13 protein-coding genes are annotated in these 19,444 nt (G+C 64.8%); 7 read left to right on the top strand and 6 right to left on the bottom strand.

The window, feature by feature from the left end; genetic code table 11:
* Positions 1 to 107: 107 nt before the first annotated feature.
* From K410_RS0113405 to K410_RS0113395, 3 genes are read right to left on the bottom strand one after another with little or no spacing between them, the layout of a single operon-like run.
* Positions 108 to 3,566, bottom strand: a complete 3,459-nt coding sequence (locus K410_RS0113405) for an error-prone DNA polymerase (protein WP_028135345.1) — start codon at positions 3,564 to 3,566, stop codon at positions 108 to 110.
* Positions 3,563 to 5,155, bottom strand: coding sequence for a Y-family DNA polymerase (locus K410_RS0113400; RefSeq protein WP_049820033.1), 1,593 nt, complete (start codon positions 5,153 to 5,155; stop codon positions 3,563 to 3,565). The genes K410_RS0113405 and K410_RS0113400 overlap by 4 nt, the downstream gene beginning before the upstream one ends.
* Positions 5,052 to 5,840: an ImuA family protein gene (locus K410_RS0113395; protein WP_028135343.1), complete on the bottom strand. Its 789-nt coding sequence runs from the start codon at positions 5,838 to 5,840 to the stop codon at positions 5,052 to 5,054. Before K410_RS0113395 ends, K410_RS0113400 begins: the two co-directional genes overlap by 104 nt.
* A gap of 162 nt (positions 5,841 to 6,002) precedes the next feature.
* Between K410_RS0113395 and K410_RS0113390 the strand changes: the two genes are divergently transcribed.
* Positions 6,003 to 7,238, top strand: a complete 1,236-nt coding sequence (locus tag K410_RS0113390) for a putative DNA modification/repair radical SAM protein (protein WP_028135342.1) — start codon at positions 6,003 to 6,005, stop codon at positions 7,236 to 7,238.
* Positions 7,238 to 8,680, top strand: coding sequence for a UdgX family uracil-DNA binding protein (locus K410_RS0113385; RefSeq protein WP_028135341.1), 1,443 nt, complete (start codon positions 7,238 to 7,240; stop codon positions 8,678 to 8,680). Before K410_RS0113390 ends, K410_RS0113385 begins: the two co-directional genes overlap by 1 nt.
* A gap of 1 nt (position 8,681) precedes the next feature.
* Here K410_RS0113385 and K410_RS0113380 read toward each other — a convergent pair whose 3' ends face one another.
* Positions 8,682 to 9,854 carry a M20 aminoacylase family protein gene (locus K410_RS0113380; protein ID WP_028135340.1) on the bottom strand — a complete coding sequence of 391 codons (1,173 nt, stop codon included), beginning with the start codon at positions 9,852 to 9,854 and terminating at the stop codon, positions 8,682 to 8,684.
* Positions 9,855 to 10,096: 242 nt separating this feature from the next.
* Here K410_RS0113380 and K410_RS0113375 point away from each other — a divergent pair, with 242 nt between their 5' ends.
* The 3 genes from K410_RS0113375 to K410_RS39480 all read left to right on the top strand — a co-directional run bounded on the left by K410_RS0113375 (position 10,097) and on the right by K410_RS39480 (position 13,295).
* Positions 10,097 to 11,716, top strand: coding sequence for a GMC family oxidoreductase (locus K410_RS0113375; RefSeq protein WP_028135339.1), 1,620 nt, complete (start codon positions 10,097 to 10,099; stop codon positions 11,714 to 11,716).
* Between the two features lie 60 nt (positions 11,717 to 11,776).
* A complete protein-coding gene (locus K410_RS0113370; RefSeq protein ID WP_245269371.1) occupies positions 11,777 to 12,607 on the top strand; it encodes an alpha/beta fold hydrolase in 831 nt (276 codons plus the stop codon).
* Between the two features lie 88 nt (positions 12,608 to 12,695).
* Entirely contained in the window at positions 12,696 to 13,295 is a 600-nt protein-coding gene (locus tag K410_RS39480; RefSeq protein ID WP_155253381.1) for a hypothetical protein, read from the top strand.
* 27 nt (positions 13,296 to 13,322) lie between these two features.
* On the opposite strand, the gene hpnO is transcribed toward K410_RS39480, so the two are convergent.
* Positions 13,323 to 14,714: an aminobacteriohopanetriol synthase HpnO gene (gene hpnO / locus K410_RS0113360; protein ID WP_028135336.1), complete on the bottom strand. Its 1,392-nt coding sequence runs from the start codon at positions 14,712 to 14,714 to the stop codon at positions 13,323 to 13,325.
* A gap of 140 nt (positions 14,715 to 14,854) precedes the next feature.
* Between hpnO and K410_RS0113355 the strand changes: the two genes are divergently transcribed.
* Positions 14,855 to 15,487, top strand: coding sequence for a DUF2147 domain-containing protein (locus tag K410_RS0113355; protein ID WP_028135335.1), 633 nt, complete (start codon positions 14,855 to 14,857; stop codon positions 15,485 to 15,487).
* On the opposite strand, the gene hpnN is transcribed toward K410_RS0113355, so the two are convergent.
* Positions 15,455 to 18,043, bottom strand: coding sequence for a hopanoid transporter HpnN (gene hpnN / locus K410_RS0113350; RefSeq protein ID WP_028135334.1), 2,589 nt, complete (start codon positions 18,041 to 18,043; stop codon positions 15,455 to 15,457). The genes K410_RS0113355 and hpnN overlap by 33 nt on opposite strands.
* Positions 18,044 to 18,506: 463 nt before the next feature.
* On the opposite strand from hpnN, the gene ispH reads away from it, so the two are divergent.
* Positions 18,507 to 19,433: a 4-hydroxy-3-methylbut-2-enyl diphosphate reductase gene (gene ispH, locus K410_RS0113345; RefSeq protein WP_028135333.1), complete on the top strand. Its 927-nt coding sequence runs from the start codon at positions 18,507 to 18,509 to the stop codon at positions 19,431 to 19,433.
* The last annotated feature ends 11 nt before the right edge of the window (positions 19,434 to 19,444 follow it).

Raw genomic sequence — 19,444 nt, 5'->3', positions numbered from 1 at the left:
GCACGCGGAAAGACGTGGATGCCCGGGTCAAGCCCGGGCATGACGACCGAGAATGACGCACGCCGTCGTTGCAAGCAAACTCGAGGCGGCATCCGGCGCCACTCACCTCAATGAAAGTCCCGCGACGGCGGCAGGATGCGGACGTTGCGGGGGTGGCGGATCTTTTGCGCCGGCATGTCCGCGAGCGCGCGAGGGTCTTCGTTGAGCGGCTCGACCAATGTGGCGCCTGCCGGCACCGCATGCTGGCGGCTCAAAGCGTCGTTGGCGAGGCCGACCAGATCGTGCGAGCGGTCGATCATGCGCTGGGCGATGAGATGCGTCACCTTTTCGGGGCTGCTCTGGATATAGCCCTGGACCTCGATGAGCCGCGCGCCCATGACTTCCTTCCGGTATTGCTCCATGATCTTGGGCCAGACCACGACATTGGCGATGCCGGTTTCGTCCTCCAGCGTCATGAACACGACGCCGCTGGCGCTGCCCGGACGTTGCCGCACCAGCACCACGCCGGCGCAGCGGACGCGGCGCCGCTCGTTCTCATGATTGATCTCCTTGCAGGAGACGATCCGCTCACGCGTAAACATCTCGCGCAAGAACTCCATCGGATGGCCCTTCAGCGACAGCCGGATGGTCTGGTAGTCCGCGACCACCTGCTCGGCGCGCGGCATTAGCGGCAGCGGCCTTGCGCCTTCGTCCGGTTGCTCGCGCGCGGTCGCCGCCTCGAACAGCGGCAGCGGCACGTCGTCGGGCAGCCGCCGCACCTGCCATAGCGCCTCGCGGCGATCGAGCCCGAGCGAGCGGAACGCGTCGGCATCCGCCAGCAGGATCAGCGCGCGCTTGGGCAGGCCGGTGTCGCGGGCAAAATCTTCCAGCGAGGTGAAGGGACGGCGGGTGCGGGCGGCAATGATGCGGTCGGCCCAGTCGGGCACTCTATCCATGTTGTCATTCCGGGGCGCGCGAAGCGTGAACTCTGGTGGGCAATTGCGCCTCTGAGGATCTCGAGATTCCGGGTCTGGTGCTAACGCACCATCCCGGAATGACAGCTGGGAGCGTTTCAGCCGCTCCTCGTCTTCATCCAGCCAGTGGAAGCCGTCGATCTGGCGGAAGCCAAGGCGCACGGCACAGTATTTGCCGCTCCCCTCCTCCAGCGTGTTCTGCGCAAAGCTGTAGGACACGTCGATGTCGCGCACCTCGACGCCGTTCTTGCGGGCGTCGCCGACGATCTGTGCCGGGGCATAGAAGCCCATCGGCTGCGAGTTCAACAGGCCGCAGCAGAAGGCATCCGGGTGATAGTGCTTCAGCCACGACGAGATGTAGACGAGCTGCGCAAAGCTCGCGGCGTGGCTTTCCGGGAAGCCGTAGGAGCCGAACCCCTTGATCTGGTCGAAGCAGCTTCTGGCGAAGTTGGGATCGTAGCCGCGCGCCACCATGTTGCCGATCAGCTTTTCCTCGTATTGGCCGATGGTGCCGACATTGCGGAAGGTCGCCATCGAGCGGCGCAGGCCATTGGCTTCCTCGGAGGTGAAATGTGCCGCTTCGATCGCAATCCGCATCGCCTGCTCCTGGAACAGGGGCACGCCGAGCGTCTTGTGCAGCACCTTGTAGAGCTCGTCCCTGTCGCCATGCTCCGGCGACGGCGAGGGATAGCTCACATTCTCCAGCCCGTTCCGCCGCCTTAAGTAAGGATGCACCATGTCGCCCTGGATCGGTCCGGGGCGCACGATCGCGACTTCGATGACGAGATCGTAGAAGGTCCGCGGCCTCAACCGAGGCAGCATGTTCATCTGCGCGCGGCTCTCGACCTGGAACACGCCGAGCGACTCCCCGGCACACAGCATGTCGTAAACCCTGGGATCGTCCTGCGGGACGCTCGCCAGCACGAAACGCTCGCCCTTGTGCTGCTCGATCAGATCGAAGCACTTCCTGATGCAGGTCAGCATGCCCAGCGCCAGCACGTCGACCTTCATCATGCTGAGCGCATCGACGTCGTCCTTGTCCCATTCGATGAAGGTGCGGTCGTCCATTGCGGCGTTGCCGATCGGCACATAGGTGTCGAGCCGGTCCTGGGTCAGCACATAGCCACCGACATGCTGGGACAGATGGCGCGGGAATTCGATCAGCTCGGTTGCGAGCTCGACCGCGAGGTTGATCATGGGATTTTGCGGATCTAACCCGGCCTGCCGGACCTGCATCTCGTTGAGGCCCTTGCCCCAGCTGCCCCAGACGGTGTCGGCGAGCGCGGCGGTGACGTCCTCGGTCAGGCCCAGCGCCTTGCCGACGTCGCGAATGGCGCTGCGCGGGCGATAATGGATGACGGTCGCGATGATCGCGGCGCGGTGGCGACCGTAGCGGCGATAGACATATTGCATCACCTCCTCGCGCCGCGAATGCTCGAAATCGACGTCGATGTCGGGCGGCTCCAGCCGCTCCTTGGAGATGAAGCGTTCGAACAACAGATCGACCTTGGTCGGATCGACCGAGGTGATGCCGAGCACGTAGCACACGGCCGAATTCGCCGCCGATCCCCGCCCCTGGCACAGAATGTTCTGGCTGCGCGCATAGTGCACGATGTCGTGCACGGTGAGGAAATAATGCGCGTATTTCAGCTCGGCGATCAGCGCGAGCTCCTTGTTGAGCGTCGCCCGCAGCTTGTCGTCGATCTTGCCGTCGAAATACTTCTCGACACCCGCCCAGGTCAGATCCTCCAGATGCCCCTGTGCGGACTTGCCCGGCGGCACCGGCTCGTCAGGATATTGGTATTTGAGCTGATCGAGGGAAAACTCGATGGCGTCCGCAAACCGCATGGTCTCCGCGATCGCATCGGGAAAATCGCGGAACAGACGCGCCATCTCGCGCGGTGTCTTCAAGAACCGCTCGGCATTGGCTTCCAGCTTCCGCCCCACAGCCTCGATCGTGGTCTTTTCCCGGATACAGGTCAGCACATCCTGCAGCGGACGGCGGCCGGGATCGTGATAGAGCACCTCGTTGGTCGCGAGCAGCGGCACCTTTGCCTTCATCGCGAGATCATCGAGCCGCGCCAGCCGGCGCCGGTCGTCGCCGCGATAGACCAGGCTCGCCGCCAGCCACACGCCTTCGGCGCGGCCCGCCTTCAGCTGCGCCAGAACGTCCAGCGCCTGGGCCGGGTCGAAGCGATGCGGCAGCGTCACGATCAGGAGCTGGCCTTCGGAAAATTCCAGCAGATCGGCGAGGCTGAGACGGCACTCGCCCTTCTCGATCCGCGTGATGTCGTCGCCGCGCTTGCCCCGGGTCAGGAGCTGGCACAGCCGGCCATAGGCGGCGCGGTCGCGCGGATAGACCAAGATGTCGGGCGTGCCATCGATGAAGACGATGCGCGCACCGATCAGCAGCTTCGGCTTGTGCAGCACCTTGTCATTGTCGAGCTCCTTGTAGGCCCGCACCACACCGGCCAGCGTGTTGTGATCGGCGATGCCGATCGCGGGAATGCCGAGCGCGCTGGCCTGATGCACATAGGCGCGCGGATCCGAGCCGCCGCGCAGGAAGGAGAAATTGGTGGTGATGCCGATCTCGGCATAAACGGGCATATTCATGCGAAGAGACCGTGCACATACCAGCCGGGCGAGGCGGGCTTGCCGTCGCCGTCGAACACTTCCCCCTCGTAAAGACCGTCGCGAAAGATCCAGAAGCGCAGGCCCTCGGCATCCTCGATGCGAAAATAATCCCGGGTCAGCTGCTTGCCGTCCTGCCGCCACCATTCCATCGCGATCCGCTCGGGCCCCTCCACCCGCACCACGGCATGCAGCGCGCGGCGCCAGGTGAATTGATGCGGCGGACCATCCGGCACGGCGGCGAACGGCACCTTGATCGGCTCCGGCTTGTCGAACAGCCTTAAGGGACGCAGCGGCGGCTCGCTCTCGACCCGCGCGGGCCATTCGGCCTGCATGGCGGCAGCAAGATGATGCTGCGCCGGGGCGGCCATCACTGCACATTCGGGAATATGGGTATCCTCAGGCAGGTGCACGACGACGCGTTTTCCCCCGATGCGCGCGGCGATGCGGTCGATCAGCGCGGCGAGTTCGTCATTGTCGTGGACATGGGCGTCGAGATCGCGCTGCTCCTGCACCACGATCTCGGTGCGGCTCGCCGACAGACGCACCATGTCGAAGCCGAAGCCGGGATCGAGCGGATCGGCGAGCGCATCGAGACGCTCGCGGAACAGGCGGTCGATTACCGCGCTTTTCGTCACGGGACGTCCGGTCTCGACCATGATCGCGCGCACCACGCCGTCGGTGCGGAAGAAGGCGGCCTCCAGCCGGCGCGCGCCTTTGCCCTGCTTCTCCATCGAGGCGATCAGCGTGTCGGCCAGCCGCGACAACGTCATCGCAATCATGGTGTCGGTCGCGATCGGCTCGGCGAAACGCTTCTCGACGATGTAGTCGGGCAGCGGCTTGCGCGGGCTGATCGGCGCATCGCCCTGCCCCAGCGCATGCGCGAGCAGCGTGGAGAACCGGGCGCCGAACCGCGCCGTGATCTCGCTTCGTGTGCGCGAGGCGACGTCGCCGATGGTCTTCAGGCCGGCGCGGCGCAAGCCAGTGGTGATGGCTTCGCTTGCACCGAGCGCGGACACCGGAAATGCGCTGATCGCCGCCGCCTCGCCGCCATCGGCGACGATGCTGCCGGAAGCCTGCCGCGTCAACGTACGCGCGCAGACCGACGTGCCGGCGATCGCCGCACCGACGGCAAAGCCCTGCCGGCCGAGCGCACGAACCAGCGTCGTGAGCAGCGCAGCCTCGCCGCCGAACAGATGCGCGCAGCCGGTGATGTCGAGGAACAGCCCGTGCGGCGGATCGAGCGCCACCAGCGGCGTGAAGCGGTCGCACCAATCGGCGATATCGCTGAGCGTCTTCGCATCGGCCGCGACATCGGCGTCGAACACTTTCAGATCCGGACACATCGCCCGTGCATTGGCCAAGGGTTGGCCGATGTACAGGCCGAGGCGCTCGGCGGCCTCGTCCAGCGCATGGATCACCAGCGCATTGTTGTCCTTGATGACGACGATGCTCGGATGAGCGGATTTACCCAGCCCGGCGATCCCAAGGAACCGCTGAATCCGGTCGATGGGCAGGCGCGGCAGCCACAGGCTGAGAATACGTCGACGGCTCGCTGAACTGGCACTCATCACAATTCCATTCCATGATCCACCGGCCGCAGGGGCCATGACGATTGCGCAAGAGCTCGGCATCGAAGCGCGGCGCGCCCCAAACGCTCCACACAGGTCCCGGCGGCGAATGCGCCGCGCGCAGCATCCATCGTGTCTCCGCGGTCGACGGCAAAGGTTGCGCGGCCATGCGCAGCATCAGGCCGGTGACGCCGGAGCCTTGCGCGGCCAGCGTCAGCTTGCGGCTCGCCACCAGATCGAACTGCCTGGTCTCGCCCCAGAGCTCGAGCACGACGGCGCCCAGCGCGTCGCAGGCGAGCGCATCGGCCGAGGTGCGCAGCGCGCTCTCGACATCGGCGGCGCGAACCATCACCACGCGGCGCGGATCGAGGCCGAGCTCTTTCAGCCCGCTCATCGACAGCGCGCCGGTTTCCACTTCCGAAAAGTCCTGCCGCACCCACAGCAGCGGCTTGCGTGCCGTCACGCGCCCCGCAAGTCCCATGACAAAGCCCGTTGCGGCCACGCCCTGGCGCCCCTCGCAAAACACCTCGTGGATCGCCGCACGCGCGAGCCCGCCCTTCAGCGCGTCGTCGATCCCGCTGTGGCCGAGCGCCACCCGATCGTGCTGATGCACGATCTCCGCCGTCTCGATGCGCTCGATCTGGCCGCGCAAGATCGCAAGCGCGCTTCCACGTGCGCCGCTCATGCTCGCCGCTCCTTCAGAGATTGATGCCGTGGTCTTCAAAAGAAGAACCAGCGGCTGGCTCATTTGTTCATGATATGTTCTAATATAAAGCTAACGGCGCGCGGAGAGTCAATCGAATTGGCGCGCTTGCGGATTCATCAGCGGAATCAATGGGATTTTGACATGGACGTACAACGTAAGCTGGAGATCCTGGCCGATGCCGCCAAGTACGACGCGTCCTGCGCCTCCAGCGGCACCGAAAAGCGGGATTCCAGCGACGGCAAGGGCATGGGCTCGACCGCGCCCGGCATGGGCATCTGCCATTCCTATGCGCCGGACGGACGCTGCATCTCGCTGCTCAAGGTGCTGCTGACCAACGCCTGCAATTACGATTGCCTCTATTGCGTCAACCGCGCCTCCTCGAACGTGCCGCGCGCCCGCTTCACCATCGAGGAGGTGGTCAAGCTGACGCTCGACTTCTACCGGCGCAATTACATCGAGGGCCTATTCCTCTCCTCCGGCATCATCCGCAGCCCCGACTACACCATGGAGCAAGTGGTGAGCGTCGCGCGAAAGCTGCGCGAGGAGCATCACTTCCGCGGCTACATTCACCTGAAGACCATTCCCGAGGCCGACGACGCCCTGATCGCGGAGGCCGGCAAATATGCCGACCGTCTCTCCATCAACATCGAGATGCCGCAGGAAACCAGCCTGCAGCAATTCGCGCCCGAGAAGGACGTGCGCGCGATCCGCCGCACCATGGGCCGGCTGCGGCTGAAGCTCGACGAGGCCGCGGAGAACCGCGCAGCGAAAACGAAGGTCAAGCCGCAACGCTTCGCGCCGGCCGGCCAGAGCACGCAGATGATCGTCGGCGCCGACGCGGCCTCCGACCACACCATTCTCCACACCAGTTCAAATCTCTACGGCTCATACAAGTTGAGGCGGGTCTACTATTCCGCCTTCAGCCCGATCCCCGACGCCAGCCGCGCCTTGCCACTGGTGCAGCCGCCGCTGCTGCGCGAGCACCGGCTCTACCAGGCCGACTGGCTGATGCGGTTCTACGGCTTCGATGTCGGCGAGATCGTTGACGACAGCGCGATGCTGCCGCTCGAGATCGATCCCAAGCTCGCCTGGGCGCTGCGTCACCGCGACCGCTTCCCGCTCGACGTCAACCGTGCCAGCCGTGAGGAGCTGCTGCGCGTGCCGGGCTTCGGCACCAAGGCGGTCGAACGCATCATCGCGGCGCGGCGCACCACCACGATTCGCCTCGCCGATCTCGCGCGGCTGCATGTGCCCCGCAACAAGGCGATGCCGTTCATCGTCCTCAGCGATCACCGGCCGTCGCCACACCGTCTCGACGACGCGCAACTGATCGAACGATTCAAACCGAAGGCAACGCAACTGGGGTTTGGCTTCTGATGCAATACATCATCCTCGACACCGAAACCGATTTCGACGGCTGGCGCAAAGCCGCACGCAGCCTCGTGCTTCATCACGTCCAGCCGGCCGATGTCACCTGGACCGTGCAAGGCGGTGAAGCGGACTTGTTCGCACCGCCCACGCCATCACCGATCTTCGAGGTGAACGACGGCACCTTCAACGTGTCAGGCAAATTCATCGAGCTCGCCAAGGCAGCGATCCTGCACCGCGATCCCCAGCGCTTCGCCATCCTCTATCGCCTGCTGTTCCGGCTGAAGGACAATCACGACCTCATCGAGGTCGCGACCGATCCTGACGTGGCGCAAGTCACCGCCATGGCGAGAGCGGTCCATCGCGACGAGCACAAGATGCATGCCTTCGTGCGTTTCCGCGAAATCGGCAGGGAACGCGAGGCGCATTACGTCGCCTGGTTCGAGCCGGAGCATCACATCGTCGAGCTCGCCGCGCCGTTCTTCGCAAAGCGCTTTGCCGACATGCCCTGGTCGATCCTGACCCCGGACCTCTGCGCGCATTGGAATGGCCATTCGCTTTCGTTCACGCCGGGCGTCAGCAAGAGCGAAGCGCCAAGCGAAGACCGGCTCGAGGAAACCTGGCGGCGCTACTACGCCAGCATCTTCAATCCGGCCCGGCTCAAGGTGAAGGCAATGCAGGCCGAGATGCCGAAGAAATACTGGAGGAACCTGCCCGAGGCTTCGATCATTAAGCCCCTGATCGAGGACGCCGAGCGCATGACCGGTGCTATGATCGCCAATGCCGCAACCGATCCGCACAAGCCCCAGAAGCGGCCGGAGGCTCCGATGAAACGCAAGCCCGCTGCCGACGATCTCGAGGCGCTCCGCGAGGAAGCCGCGCATTGCCGCGCCTGCCATCTCTACAAGGACGCGACCCAGACCGTGTTCGGCGAAGGCCCGAAGTCCGCCAACATCATGCTGGTCGGCGAGCAGCCCGGCGACAAGGAAGACCTCGCCGGCCATCCCTTCGTCGGGCCGGCCGGCCAGATGCTGGACCGTGCGCTGGAGGAGGCCGGCGTCGACCGCAAGAAAGTCTATGTCACCAACGCGGTCAAGCACTTCAAATTCGTGCCGCGCGGAAAGATCCGCCTGCACCAGAAGCCGAACACGCCCGAGATCCGCGCCTGCCGGCAATGGTACGAGCGGGAAGTTGCGGCGATCCAGCCCGATCTCATCGTGGCGATGGGCGCGACCGCCGCGCAAAGCGTGTTCGGCAAGATCACCCCGATCGGCAAGACCCGCGGCCGCCTCATCGAGCTTCCCGAGGGACGAAAAGCGCTGGTCACGGTGCATCCGTCCTATCTGCTGCGGCTGCCTGATCCGGACGCCAAGGCGCTGGAATATCGGCGCTTTGTCGAAGACTTGAAAATCGCCGCGACCCTGCAGAGGAAGGCTGCCCACGCCGCGTGAATTACGACGCCGCCAGCTGTTCCTCGACCAGCTTCACCCAATAGGACGTGCCGTAGACGATCGCCTCGTCGTTGAAATTGTAGGCGGGGTGATGCAGCCCGGCGCTGTCGCCGTTGCCACAGAAGATGAAGGCGCCGGGCCGCGCTTCCAGCATGTAGGCGAAATCCTCGCCGCCCATCAGCGGCGGCATCTCGTGCACATTGGCGTCGCCCGCAACCTGCTTGGCGATGCGGCGCGCCACCTCGGTCTCGGCGGCGTGGTTGTTCACGACGGGATAGTTGCGCTTGTAATGCAGGTCGATCTTGGCGCCGGTGATCTGCGCCACGCCAGCCACGACCTCGTGCACGCGCTTCTCGACCAGCTTGCGCACCTCGGGCGAGAGCGTGCGGATGGTGCCCCGCAGAGTCGCGGTCTGCGGAATGACGTTGCGGGCGTTGCCGGCATGGAATTCGCAGATCGAGATCACTGCCGATTCCAGGGGATCGACGCTGCGCGCGACGATCGTTTGCAGGGCGGTGATCACCTGCGCGCCAACCAGCACGGAATCGATGCATTTGTGCGGACGCGCGGCATGGCCGCCGAGACCCTCGATCATGATGTCGACCTCGTCGGTCGCCGCCATGATCGGACCAGGCCGGATTGCGAACGAGCCGACCGGGATGCCCGGGCCGTTGTGCATGCCGTAGACCTGCTCGATGCCGAAGCGCTCCATCAGGCCGTCCTTGACCATGGCCGCGCCGCCGGCGCCGCCCTCCTCCGCCGGCTGGAAGATCACCACGGCATCGCCGGCGAAATTACGGGTCTCGGCGAGGTATCGGGCTGCCCCGAGCAGCATCGCGGTGTGACCGTCATGGCCGCAGGCGTGCATCTTGCCCGGAATCTTGGAGGCGTAAGGCAGGTTGGTCTGCTCGTCGACGGGCAGCGCGTCCATGTCGGCACGCATGCCGATCACCTTGAGACCTTCGCCGGCCGGCTTGCTGCCCTTGATGACGCCGACCACGCCGGTCTGGCCGAGGCCGGTCACGACCTCATCGCAGCCGAACTCGCGCAGCCGGTCCGCTACGAATGCTGCGGTGCGATGAACGTCGTACAGCAGCTCGGGATGCTGGTGGATGTCCCGGCGCCAGGCCTGAATGTCGGATTGGAGGTCGGCGACGCGGTTGACGATGGGCATGGAGGTCTCGAGCGTTGTTGAAATGCAGGACTGTCTACCATGCAAGCGTCAGTCCAGCTAACTCCCGCAGATCGAGGGTAGCCCTGTCCTCTCGTCATGGCCGGGCTAGCGGCGAGCTCGTCTCCAACTTGTCTTGAGCTTGTCTTGAGCTTGTCTTGGCCATCCACGTCCGACTATTAGGACAGAAAGCGCGTGGATGTCCGGGACCAGCCTGGCGTGACGCCTGTTTGGGTGGAAGCAGAATGCCAAGGCGGCTCGAAGGTGAGTTTGACTACATTGTCGTCGGGGCCGGCACCGCCGGCTGCATCGTCGCCAACCGGCTCTCGGCCGAGCCCAAGAACCGCGTCCTCATCCTCGAAGCCGGCGGCGACGACAACTGGATCTGGTTCCATATCCCGGTCGGCTATCTCTTCGCGATCGGCAATCCGCGCTCGGACTGGATGTTCAAGACCGAGGCCGAGCCCGGGCTGAACGGCCGCGCGCTCGCCTATCCCCGCGGCAAGGTGATCGGCGGCTGCTCGGCGATCAACGCCATGATCTCGATGCGCGGACAGGCTGCCGATTACGATCACTGGCGCCAGCTTGGGCTGACCGGCTGGGGCTACGACGACGTGCTGCCGCTGTTCAGGAAGCTCGAAGATCATTTTCTGGGCGCGAGCGAGCATCACGGCGCCGGCGGCGGCTGGCGCATCGAAGCGCCGCGGCTGTCATGGGACATTCTCGATGCGGTCGGGGACGCCGCCGAGGAGATGGGCATCAAGCGCATCCCGGATTTCAACACCGGCGACAACGAAGGCACCAGCTATTTCCACGTCAACCAGAAGCGCGGCCGGCGCTGGTCCTCGGCGCGCGGCTTCCTCAAGCCGGCCCTGAGGCGGGCGAACCTGCGGCTCGAGAAGCATGTGCTGGTCGACCGCCTGATCATCGAGCAGGGCCACGCCGTCGGCGTGCGCTTCATCCAGAACGGCGAGATGATCGAGGCGCGCGCGAAACGCGAGGTGATTCTCTCGGCCGGCTCGATCGGCTCGGTGCAGGTGCTGCATCGCTCCGGCATCGGGCCCGCCGACTGGCTGTCGCCGCTCGGCATCGACATCGTCATGGACAGGCCCGGGGTGGGTCGCAATCTTCAGGATCACCTGCAGCAGCGTGCGATCTACAAGGTCGAGGGCGTGCGCACGCTGAACGAGACCTATTACAATCTGTTCCGCCGCGGGTTGATGGGCCTCGACTACGCCTTCCGCCGCCGCGGCCCGCTGACCATGGCACCCTCGCAGCTCGGCATCTTCACGCGCTCCGATGCGACGCGCGCCCGCGCCAATATCCAGTTCCACGTGCAGCCGCTGTCGCTCGACAAGTTCGGCGATCCCCTGCACCGCTTCCCCGCCATCACCGTGAGCGCCTGCAATCTCCAGCCGACCTCGCGCGGCACCGTGCGGCTGCGCTCGGCGAGCCCGGACGAGAAGCCCATCATCGCGCCGAATTATCTGTCGACCGGCGACGACCGCCAGGTCGCCGCCGACGCCATCCGCACCACGCGCCGCCTGATGCAGCAGAAGGCGCTCGCCAAATATCGCCCGAGCGAATATTTGCCCGGCCCCACCGTCGGTGACGACGATGCCTCGCTGGCCAAAGCCGCCGGCGATATCGGCACCACCATCTTCCATCCCGTCGGCACGGCGAAGATGGGCGCGGTCAGCGATCCCCTGGCGGTCGTCGACGAGCGCCTGCGCTTCTACGGGCTCGCAGGCTTGCGCATCGTCGATGCCTCGATCATGCCGACCATCACCTCGGGCAACACCAACACGCCGACGGCGATGATCGCGGAGAAGGGTGCGACGATGATCCTGGAAGATGCGAAGTAGCATTCAGCCATCATGATTGGTAAGCGCTTTTCAATCGGTCCCGCCGACGCAGAGATCGCCATGCTGCAATGGGGCGAGCGCGGCAAGCCGCCTGCCCTGCTCGTCCATGGCACCGGTTTCGTTGCGGACGTCTGGGACGAGGTCGCGCGCGGGCTTGCATCGACCTACACCGTCTATGCCCTCGACCGCCGCGGTCATGGCGCAAGCCACAAGCCCGCTTCCTTTCATTTCCTGGACTTTGCGGAAGACGTTTGTCGGGTGATCGACACGCTTGATCTGCGTGACGCCTACGGCATCGGTCACAGCGCGGGCGCGACGGACTTGTTGCTCGCAGCGAAGCTTCGGCCGGGCCGTTTCACGCGCCTGTTCGTGATGGAGCCGACCGTCATGGACCCGAGGGCGGCACGCTCCGGAGGATTGGACGAAGACTCCCTGTCACGCGTGCAAGGCGCGCGGCGCCGGCGCGTCGAGTTCGAGAGTGCCGCCGCCGTCTACGAGCGCTACCGCACATCGCCAGCGTTTGCGGACTGGACCGAGACCTCGCTATGGGCGTATGTGCGCCACGGCTTCGTGCCGCTCGACGATGGCCGGGTCCGGCTCTGCTGCACACCGGAGATCGAGGCGGCGATGCTGCGCCCGATCTACGAGGCGATGACGCAGGTTTATCTCGGCGATACCCGCGGCAATCCGTTCGGCTCGCTCACCGAAATCGACTGCCCGGTGCGCGTCACGACCGCTGCGAATTCGTGGCCTATCTACTGGGAGATGGCGCGCCGTGCCGTGTCGCTGATGCCGCGCGCGAGCGAGTTGGTTTTCGACAACGCCGGACACTGCGTCGCGCAGGAAAGGCCGGGTGCCGTCGTGCAGGCAGTGCGGGAATTCACGAAATAGGTCTCGACGCGCTGCGGCATGCAATGCGGCCCCGCGGCGACACAGCTCCCGGTTGCATCCACCGGCGCACGTTGCTAATTACAAGGTCATGAAACGAATTCTGGTTTTTGCTGTCGCTCTGACCTGGGCTGCTACGGCGCTGGCGCAAGCAGCTACACGGGACGTCGCACGGCAAGCTGTCCTCTACGAAGAAGGCGCAGGACAGGGCGACAAGGCTGAAGGCCAGGTGACTTGGCGGACAGAGCGGACGGCCGATCCTTCGGCGCCGCCCGGCGACATCATCATACGGGGCGACGTCGTCATCCCTTCCCGAGGTGTGCGGATGACAGTCTCTTTTCGCCGCAACTTCGATTCGTCACTCTCCGCCAGCCACACAGTCCAGGTCGACTTCACCCCGCCTCTCGACTTCGCGGGCGGCCGCATCAAGCAGGTGATGGGCCTGATGCTGAAAACAAGTGAGCAGGCCAAAGGCGTTCCGATCGACGCGCTGTCCGTAAAAATCGACGACACGCACTTTCTGATTGGCATGTCCGGCGTCGCGCAGAACGCATCGGCAAACCGGCGCCTGATCAGGAGCAGGGACTGGATCGACATTCCGCTCTTCTACGGCACGGAACGCCGCGCAATCCTCGCCATCGCAAAGGACGGCGATGCCGCAGCGATGTTCAATACGGTGTTTGCCGACTGACGCGCATATTCACAGGCGCGTCCTGCGCTAGGCCGACCTTCTCACCGCGTTGTCCACCAGCGTCTTGCCGAGCGACCAGATCGCGCCGGGGACCTTGTGGCTGCCGGCGATGACGTCGTCGAACGACTTTTCGATCCAGCTGCAGTCTTCCTCGGTAATGGTGAGCGGCGGCAGCAGCTTGATGGTGTGGCTGCCGTGGCCGGCGACCTGCGTGAGGATCTTGTGGTCCTTGAACAGCGGCACGGTGATGAGCTGGCAGAACAGGCCCTTGTTGGCGGTCTCCAGCACGTTCCATGAGGCGCGCAGGCGCAGCGATTTCGGCGGACCGAACTCGACGCCGATCATCAGGCCCTTGCCGCGGACTTCCTTCATCAGCTCGTAACCCGGGACCATGCGCGTCAGCGCGAGGCGCAGCTCGGCACCGCGCTTGGCGGCGGACTCGATCAGCTTCTCGGATTCCATGACATCGAGCGTGGCGATACCGGCGGCCATCGCGAGGTCGTTCTTGGAGAAAGTGGAGCCGTGCACCACGGCGCGGTCCATCTGGTTGAAGATCTTGTCGAAGATGGCCTTGCGCGTCAGCACCGCGCCGACCGGCACGTGGCCGCCCGACAGCGACTTCGACAGCAGCACCATGTCGGGCTCGACGTTCCAGTGCTCGACCGCGAGGAAGCGGCCGGTGCGGCCCATGCCGGTCTGGATCTCGTCGGCGACGAACAGCGTGCCGTATTTCTTGCAGAGCGCCGCCGCGCCGGGCAGGAACTCGTCGGTGGGCATGTTGACGCCCTTGCCCTGGATCGGCTCGACGACGAAGGCGGCGACCTCGCGCGAGGCCAGCGCCTTTTCCAGCGCGGCCAGATCGTTGAACGGGACCGGGGTGCAGCCCGGCAGCAGCGGCTCGAAGCCGGTGCGGAAATTCGAATCGCCGGTGAGCGACAGCGCGCCATAGGTCAGGCCGTGATAGCCGTGCGCGCAATAGACGATGCCGGGACGCCCCGTCGCGCCACGCGCGAATTTGATCGCGGCTTCGACGCATTCGGCGCCGGAATTGGCGAAGAACACCTTGTCGAGATAGGGCACGTATTTCAGCAGCCGCTCGGCCAGCACGCCGGCGAGCGTCGAGACGTCGAACTGGACGAGGTTGGGCAGGTCGGCATCGAGCACGCTCTTGAGCGCGTCGCGCATGACCGGATGATTGCGCCCGATCGCAAACACGCCAAAGCCGGACAACAGGTCGAGATAGCGGGCGCCGTCGCGATCGTAGAGATACTGCCCCTGCCCCTTCTGGAAGCCGACGTCGTAGCCGATGGTCTTGAGGACCCGAACGAACTGCTCGTTCAGATACCGATTATGCAGGGTGCTGCGCTGGGCCTGACGGTCCGCGAATAGCTGAGACATGTCTGGATTTGGGCTGTGCATCCGTTACATACTTCGGTTGAGGGCCGGCTCGTCAACTGAAAAGGGACCGTCACTGAAAACGGTCTGTGCGGCCTTTTGCCCTTTTTCGGACCACTTTCCAAGCACAGCTTTAAACCATGTTGCACTGCCGAGGAACTACCATGCGTTTAGCCCTTTACACCGGTCTCATACTGGCCGGCGGTTACACCTGCCTGACACCGGCGCTCGCCGCCGATCCCACCGGCGACTGGCGGGTCGCCGACGGCGTCGCCAACATCCGCGTCGCCCAATGCAATGGCAGCATGTGGGGCGCCGTGGCCTGGGAAAAGAAGCCCGGCGGGCGCGACGAGAACAATCCGGATGTCTCGAAAAAGAACAGGCCGACGCTGGGCATGGTGACGCTGATCGACATGAAGAAGAAGGCGGGCGCCGAGCAGTGGGAGGGCCAAGTCTATAACGCCCAGGACGGCCAGATCTACAGCGCGACCATCACGCCTGCCGGCACCGACCAGCTCGAAATCAAGGGCTGCGTGATGGGCTTCCTGTGCGGAGGCGAGACCTGGACCCGGGTTGGCCCGCCGATCCCCTCGAGCACCGCCAATGCCATGGCCAAGGGCGCGCCAAAGCCCACCGGCGCGGCGCCGAAAGCCGCAGGTACGACGGTTGCCGCCGCGCCAGCGCCTGCGCCCGCGGTCCCGAAGCCCGCCGGCGCAGCCAAACCCGGTCAGAAGAGCGCCACCGATCCGGTCGGCGACATCTGCCTACTCCCTGAGATTGCGGGGTTTGCCCATTAGGGCCGGCTGGAACAGCAGCACGGCCGCGAGCGTCGTCACCAGCGAAAGCGCCAGCAGCTTGCCCATGCTGGACGTGCCGGGATGGCTCGACAGCCACAGGCTGCCGAACGCGGTCGCCGTCGTCAGCGCGCTGAAGAAGATCGCGCGTGTCAGGCTGGTCTGGAGCAAATTGGTCCTGCCCGAGCGCCAGGCCACGACGTAGTAGATCTTGAAGGCGACGCCGACGCCGAGCAGCAGCGGGAATGCGACGATGTTGGCGAAGTTGAGCGGCAGGCCGATCAAGACGCAGATCTCGAGCGTGACCGCGCCGGCAACCAGGAGCGGCACCAAGGTCATCAGCACGTCGACGAAGCGGCGCAGCGTGATCCAGAGCAACAGGCCGATCACCAGCAGCGCATAGATGCCGGCATGGATGAACGCCCGCACCACGGTGTCGCCGGATTTCAGGATCGAGACCGGCCCGCCGATCGCGGTCGGCTCGGCAACGAGCACCGCCGCCGCAAATTTGCGCAGCGTGTCGTTGTCGTTGGGATCGCCCTTGGGCAGCGCCTCGACGCGGATGACGCCGTCCTTGCTCTTCCAGGCACTGACGAGGTCGGGCGGTAGCGATTTCAGGGTGACGGGCTCGGCCTGCATCGCGTTCTTGAGCTGGTCGAACACGATCTTCATCGGCGTGACGAACACGTCCTGCGCCTTGTTGCGCGTGGCCTCGTCGCCATTGGCGAGCTTTTCGAGCGCGTCCGCCAGGCGGCGCGAGGCGACCGCACCCGGTCCCTTGGCGTCGCCCGCGGTCCGGCGCAGATTGTCGACGGAGGATTTCAGCGCCTCGACGTTCTCCTGGTCCGACGGCGCCGCATCGATCTGATCGGGGTTGAGCGCGGGGTTCAGCACCTTGGCGCCCTGCGCGAGCAGCTTCAGCTTCGGCGGCTGGTCCTGCGGCACGAAGCTGTTGAGCGACATCACCCTGAGCACCTCGGGCACCTTCTCCAGCTTCGCCTCGATCTGTCGCGCCTGCTCCTCGGACGTGGCCATCACGTTGATGGCATTGGCGCCGGTGTTGGGATCCTTGCGCAGATCGAGGAAGGTCGCGATCGATTCGGCCTTCGGATTGCGCAGGTTCATCGGGTTGAAGTCGAACTTCATGAAATAGAGCAGCGGCAGGCCGCCGAGCGCCAGCAGCAGCGTGCCGCCGACGATCAGCACGCGATGCTTCTCCAGGAAGTGGTCGAGCGGCGCCAGGAAGGCGTAGCCGACCGGCTCTTTCTCGCCCGGCGGGTTCAGCAGCTTCAGCATGGCCGGCAGAACGGTGATCGACGAGATGAACGCCACCAGCATGCCGACCCCGGCGATCTGGCCGAGCTCCGCGATGCCCTGGTAGTCGGTCGGCATGAAGCAGAGGAATCCGGCGGCGGTCGCCATCGCCGCGAGCGACAGCGGCACCGCCGAGCGCTTGGCCGCCAGCACCAGCGCGCCCGAGAGATCGTTGTGCTTGTAGCGCTCCGAGCGGTAGCGGACGCTGTACTGGATGCCGAAATCGACGCCGAGGCCGACGAACAGCACCGCGAACGCGATCGACAGCAGATTGAACGATCCGACCATCATCAGGCCTGCCGCCGTCGTGAGCGCAAGGCCGACGAACAGATTGACGAACACGGCGAAGATGATCTTCGACGAATGCAGCGCGAGCCAGAGAATGACCAGCACGACGAGAACCGTGCCGATGCCGTTGATGACGGCGCCTTCCTGGACGGTGGCGTATTCCTCGTTGGCGATCGGGACCGGTCCGGTCAGCCGCACCCGCGCCTGGTACTTGGCCGGAAAATCCAGATCCGCAGCGGCCTTGCGAATCGCATCGGTGGCATCCTTGCCGGGCTCCAATGCGTTGTAGTCGAGGATCGGCTTGAACTCGATGAAGGCGCGCTTGTCGCTGTCCTTCAGCGGCTCGTCGCTGACGAGCTCGCGCCAGGAGAAGCTCGCATCGCCCTTGTTGAGCACGGTCTCGACCGTCTGCGCGATCAGGTTGAAGGGCCGCTCGGTGTTGTCGAGCTTGACCTGGCCGCGCTTGACGCCCGCAAGTCCGGTCTCCAGCGCGCCGGTCAGGCCACGGATCGAGGGATCGCCGGCCATGATCTCGATCAGGGGCGCGGCGGCTTCGAACTGGCCGGTGATCTTGCCGACCTCTTCGGTCGGCAGGAACAACAGGCCGTTCTTCTCGAAGAACTCGCCGCCGCCCAGCTGCTGCATCGAGTGGAAGTTGGTCTTGTCGCCCTTCAGCCTCGCATAGAGCGCGTCCGACGCTGCGCGCGCCATCTCGGGCGTTCGGGCTTCGACCACGGCCAGGATCAGCTCATTCTGGTCGAACGCCTTGTCAAATTGCTGGTCACGCTTGCGCCAGTCGAGGTTTTGAGAAATCAGCGAATTGATGTCGGTGTTGATGGCGAAGTGCCGGGACGCGTAATAGCCCGCGCCCACCGAGAGCAGGAGCCCGATAACGACGACGAGGGAGGCAAACCGGGTGCAGGCCCTGACGATGGCAACGACGACGCTTTGCAGCACTTCTTTTCTTTCTGCGGTTAACAGCTTGCCGGAAACGCCCGCTGTTTATCGGAGTTCCCAGGCGAAACCTATTGCTGTTTTGGGTGGTTCTCGCCGCAACGAGGTTCGAAGTAAACGGCGGAGACCGGGCAAAATCATGCGGGGGCAGCCGGTATAGCCGGGGAGTTGAGGCGGGAAAGTGACGAAAGACTGGGCACTTTCGACACGCTTGGCACTGGGGGAAGTTTACGTATTATAATACCTCTGTCGGGACTCGAGCGTGGCCGGAGGTTTCATTTGACCTTTCCTTGCTGCCGATTTTTTGACACAAAGTCTTGCGCCTCCATGCGCCGGAGCCCCGAGGGGGGTGGGCGGCTACCGCGTGCGCGAACCAATGGTGCGGATATTGCAACTCATTGGTAAGTATCGGCATGCCGCCGGGGACTTTGAAGCGGATTGGTGCAACTTGCGTGATGGGCAACCCATGGAAGTTTATCTGGCGCAGCCGCGCGGCTTCTGCGCGGGCGTGGTGCGTGCGATCGAGATCGTGGAACGGGCGCTGGAGAAGTACGGCCCGCCCGTCTACGTGCGCCACGAGATCGTGCACAACAAGCACGTCGTCGAGAGCCTGAAGAACAAAGGGGCAATCTTCGTCGAGGAGCTGTCCGAGGTCCCGCCGAAGTCGGTCACGGTGTTCAGCGCCCACGGCGTCGCCCGCAGCGTCGAGGAAGAGGCCGCCGCGCGCGACCTCCCGGTGCTCAACGCCACCTGCCCCCTGGTCACGAAAGTTCACAATCAGGGGAAGCGCTACATCACCAAGGGCCGCACGCTGATCCTGATCGGTCATGCCGGACACCCCGAGGTCGAGGGCACGATGGGGCAGGTTCCCGCCCCCGTGCTGCTTGTTCAAAGCGTTCAAGAGGTTAAAGCCCTGACGCTGCCGGCGGATACGCCAGTGGCCTACATCACCCAGACCACCCTCTCGGTCGACGATACCAAGGACATCATTGCGGCCCTTCAGGCCCGCTTTACAGATATTCAAGGTCCGGATATCCGGGATATCTGCTATGCGACACAGAACCGCCAATCTGCGGTAAGGGACTTGAGCAAGCTGGTCGACGTGATCCTGGTGGTGGGCGCCGCCAACAGCTCGAACTCGAACCGGCTTCGCGAAATCGGCACCGAGGCCGGCGTCGCGAGTTATCTGATTGCCGACGGCAGCGAGCTCGATCCGGAGTGGCTGAAGAATGCGAGGACCGTGGGCATCACGGCCGGCGCTTCGGCGCCCGAGGTACTCGTGGATGACGTCATCGAAGCGATGCGGCGGATCGGACCGGTGAAGGTCCAGGTGTTGCCGGGCCGCGAGGAAAACATCGAATTCCGGCTTCCGGCCCAACTGGCCGCGAGCTGACCCACCCGAAT

This window comes from Bradyrhizobium sp. 22 (genome assembly GCF_000482425.1).
GTDB classification, from domain to species: domain Bacteria; phylum Pseudomonadota; class Alphaproteobacteria; order Rhizobiales; family Xanthobacteraceae; genus Bradyrhizobium; species Bradyrhizobium japonicum_B.
The sequence above is the reverse complement of the archived record's forward strand: the minus strand, read 5'-3'. Positions and strand labels throughout refer to the sequence as shown.

What these genes read in the sequence shown, in the direction of transcription:
- ispH (WP_028135333.1), top strand. Translation starts at nt 18,507, where the DNA reads ATGGAAGTTTATCTGGCGCAGCCGCGCGGCTTCTGCGCGGGCGTGGTG.
- K410_RS0113370 (WP_245269371.1), top strand. Translation starts at nt 11,777, where the DNA reads ATGCTGCAATGGGGCGAGCGCGGCAAGCCGCCTGCCCTGCTCGTCCAT.
- K410_RS0113375 (WP_028135339.1), top strand. Translation starts at nt 10,097, where the DNA reads ATGCCAAGGCGGCTCGAAGGTGAGTTTGACTACATTGTCGTCGGGGCC.
- K410_RS0113405 (WP_028135345.1), bottom strand. Translation starts at nt 3,566, where the DNA reads ATGAATATGCCCGTTTATGCCGAGATCGGCATCACCACCAATTTCTCC.
- hpnO (WP_028135336.1), bottom strand. Translation starts at nt 14,714, where the DNA reads ATGCACAGCCCAAATCCAGACATGTCTCAGCTATTCGCGGACCGTCAG.
- K410_RS0113380 (WP_028135340.1), bottom strand. Translation starts at nt 9,854, where the DNA reads ATGCCCATCGTCAACCGCGTCGCCGACCTCCAATCCGACATTCAGGCC.
- K410_RS0113395 (WP_028135343.1), bottom strand. Translation starts at nt 5,840, where the DNA reads ATGAGCGGCGCACGTGGAAGCGCGCTTGCGATCTTGCGCGGCCAGATC.
- K410_RS0113390 (WP_028135342.1), top strand. Translation starts at nt 6,003, where the DNA reads ATGGACGTACAACGTAAGCTGGAGATCCTGGCCGATGCCGCCAAGTAC.
- K410_RS0113355 (WP_028135335.1), top strand. Translation starts at nt 14,855, where the DNA reads ATGCGTTTAGCCCTTTACACCGGTCTCATACTGGCCGGCGGTTACACC.
- K410_RS0113385 (WP_028135341.1), top strand. Translation starts at nt 7,238, where the DNA reads ATGCAATACATCATCCTCGACACCGAAACCGATTTCGACGGCTGGCGC.
- K410_RS0113400 (WP_049820033.1), bottom strand. Translation starts at nt 5,155, where the DNA reads ATGAGTGCCAGTTCAGCGAGCCGTCGACGTATTCTCAGCCTGTGGCTG.
- K410_RS39480 (WP_155253381.1), top strand. Translation starts at nt 12,696, where the DNA reads ATGAAACGAATTCTGGTTTTTGCTGTCGCTCTGACCTGGGCTGCTACG.